This is a genomic window from Dickeya sp. MK7, assembly GCF_000406305.1.
GTDB lineage: Bacteria > Pseudomonadota > Gammaproteobacteria > Enterobacterales > Enterobacteriaceae > Dickeya > Dickeya fangzhongdai.
Map to the genome: position 1 here is coordinate 1 of NZ_AOOO01000049.1, position 2,429 is coordinate 2,429.

Genomic DNA, 2,429 nt, shown 5'->3' on the forward strand with positions numbered 1-2,429 from the left:
CCCCGGTTCTCCAGCGCCCCGTCGGTGGTGATGTCCAGCTGCCCCGCCTGCACCGTCCCGCGGTTGGTCCACTGCGGCAGGTGCAGCGTCAGCCCGTTCTGCGCCTGCAGCGTGCCGCCGTTGTCCAGCTGCGCGGTGCTCAGCAGCAGCTCCGCGCCCTGCGCCCAGCCCGCGTTGTTCAGTTGCGCGGCGGTCAGCGTCAGCGCCCCGCCCGACAGCAGTTGCCCGCCGCCCAGGTTGTCCAGCACGCCGCCACTCTGTACCGTCAGCCCGCCCCCCTGTATCTGCCCGGCATTGCTGACCGACGCCCCGCTCAGCGACACCGCCCCGCCGAGCAGCGTCGCCCCGGCGGTGTTCTCCAGCTGGTTGTCCACCGTGACGTTCAGCTGCCCGGCGCCGCTGATGCCGCCCTGATTGCGCAGGCGGGCCGCCCGCAGCGTCACGTCCTGCGCCTGCATCTGCCCGGCGTTGTCCAGCGTCGCCGCCGTCAGGCTGAACGCCCCGTTGCCCAGCAGCCGGCTGTCCGCCCCGCCCTGATAGGCGCCGGTGAGCTGTATCACGCCGTCGGTGACCCCCAGCAGCGTGCCCCGGTTGTCCAGCGTCGCCGCCTCCAGCGTCAGCCGGTCCGACTGCCACAGCCCCTGATTGAGCAGCGTGCCGGTGGTCAGGCGGCCGCGGCCGCCGCTCAGCAGTTGGCCGTTGCTCCGGTTGGTGACACGGTCACTAAATTGTGCGCTGAAGCCGCCCAGCGCGGTCAGCGTGCCGCCGTTGTCGAACTGCTGCCCGCGCAGCGTCGCCTCGCCCTGGGTGGTCAGCTGTCCGGTATTGGTCAGGCTGGCGGTGTCAAGAGACAGGCCGTTCAGGCCGGTCAGCGTGCCGCCGTTGGTCAGCGTGGCGCCGGTAACGCGCAGTTCACCCGCCTGCCACCGCCCGGCGTTGTCGGCGTTGTCGATGGCCAGCGCCGCCGTGCCGCCGCTCAGCAGCTGACTGCCGGCCCCGCCGGTATAGCGCGACACCCCGCTCAGCGTCAGCGCCGACGTACCCTGTACCCGGCCGGCGTTGTCCACCGTCCCCGCCTGCAGCGTCAGCGCGTCACCCTGTATCTGCCCGGCGTTGTCCAGCGCCGCCGCCGTCACGGTGGCGGTACCGTTGCCCAGCAGCGCGCCATCGGCGGTGTTGCTCAGCTGCCCCCGGCTGGTCACCTCCAGTTGCGACAGCCCCACCAGCCGCCCGCCGTTGGTCAGCGTGCCGGTGGTCAGCTGCAGCCGGTCACCGCCCAGCTCGCCCTGTTGCGTCAGCGTGTCGGCCGTCACCGTCACTGCCCCGTTGCCCAGCACCCGGCTGCCCGCGCCGCCACTGTAGCCCTGCGTCAGGGTCAGCGTGGCGTCGTTCGCCGCCAGCAGCGTGCCGCCGTTGGTGAGCGAATCCGCCGTCAGCAGCAGGTTACGCCCCTGCCAGCCCCCCAGGCTGGTCACCGCCCCGGCCTGCACCTGCCAGTCGCCGTTGCTCAGCAGCCGGCCCGGTTCGCCCACCGTCAGCGCACCGGTCAGGTTCAGCACGCCGCCCTGCTCGGCCAGCAGCGTGCCGCCATTGCTCAGTTGGTTGCCGACCAGTTGCAGGGTGCGGCTTTCCAGTCGGCCGCCGTTGGTGGTGTCGCCGGCCGTCAGCCACAGCGTACCGCCGCTCGACAGTGTGCCCTGGTTATCCAGCCGGCGACCGGTTAGCCGGCTGTCGCCGCCGCTGACCAGCGTGCCGGTGTTGCTCAGGCTGCCCGCCGGCAGGCTGACCGCCTGCACATCCTGCGCCAGCTGCCGCACCGCCCGCCGCGGGGTGCGCCGCGGGTCGTCGTCCCCGACCGGCAGCGTGATATGCAGCCCGCCGTCGCCGGCGATACGCCCGCCGTTGCGCAGGCTGTCCGCCGTCAGCGTCAGGCTGCCGGCCTGCCACTCGCCGTCGTTCTCCGCCGCCGCCGCGCGCAGCACCGCCGCCCCCTGCGTCAGCAGTGTGCCGGTGGCGGTGTTGGTCAGCGCGCCGCGGGCCGTCAGCGTCAGCGCCGACAGGCCGAGCAGCTGGCCGGCGTTGCGGACCGTATCCGCCGTGGCGTCAATCGCGCCGGACTGCCACTGGCCCTGATTGTCCAGCGCGCCCGCCGTCAGCCGGCCCGCGCCATTGCTCAGCCACTGGCCGTCCGCCTGATTGCGCGCCGTGCCGGTAATCGCCAGCGTCAGCGCGTCCACCCCCAGCAGGGTGCCGCTGTTGTCAAGCTGGTCTGCCGTCACGCTCAGCGTCTGCCCTTCCAGCCGCCCGCGGTTGCTCAGCGTGCCGGGCAGGGTCACCGTCAGTGCCTCCACCCCGGTGACGGTGCCGCTGTTGGTCAGTGGCCCGCCTTCAAGCGTGACGCGACCGCCGCTCAGCGTGCCCCGGTTGTT

1 protein-coding gene is annotated in these 2,429 nt (G+C 72.8%); it reads right to left on the bottom strand.

Going from position 1 to position 2,429, the window contains the following annotated elements; all coding sequences use genetic code 11:
- Positions 1 to 2,429 (bottom strand): hemolysin BL-binding protein (locus tag DXXMK7_RS00025; protein ID WP_038917298.1); only part of this gene is annotated, 2,429 nt, incomplete at both ends.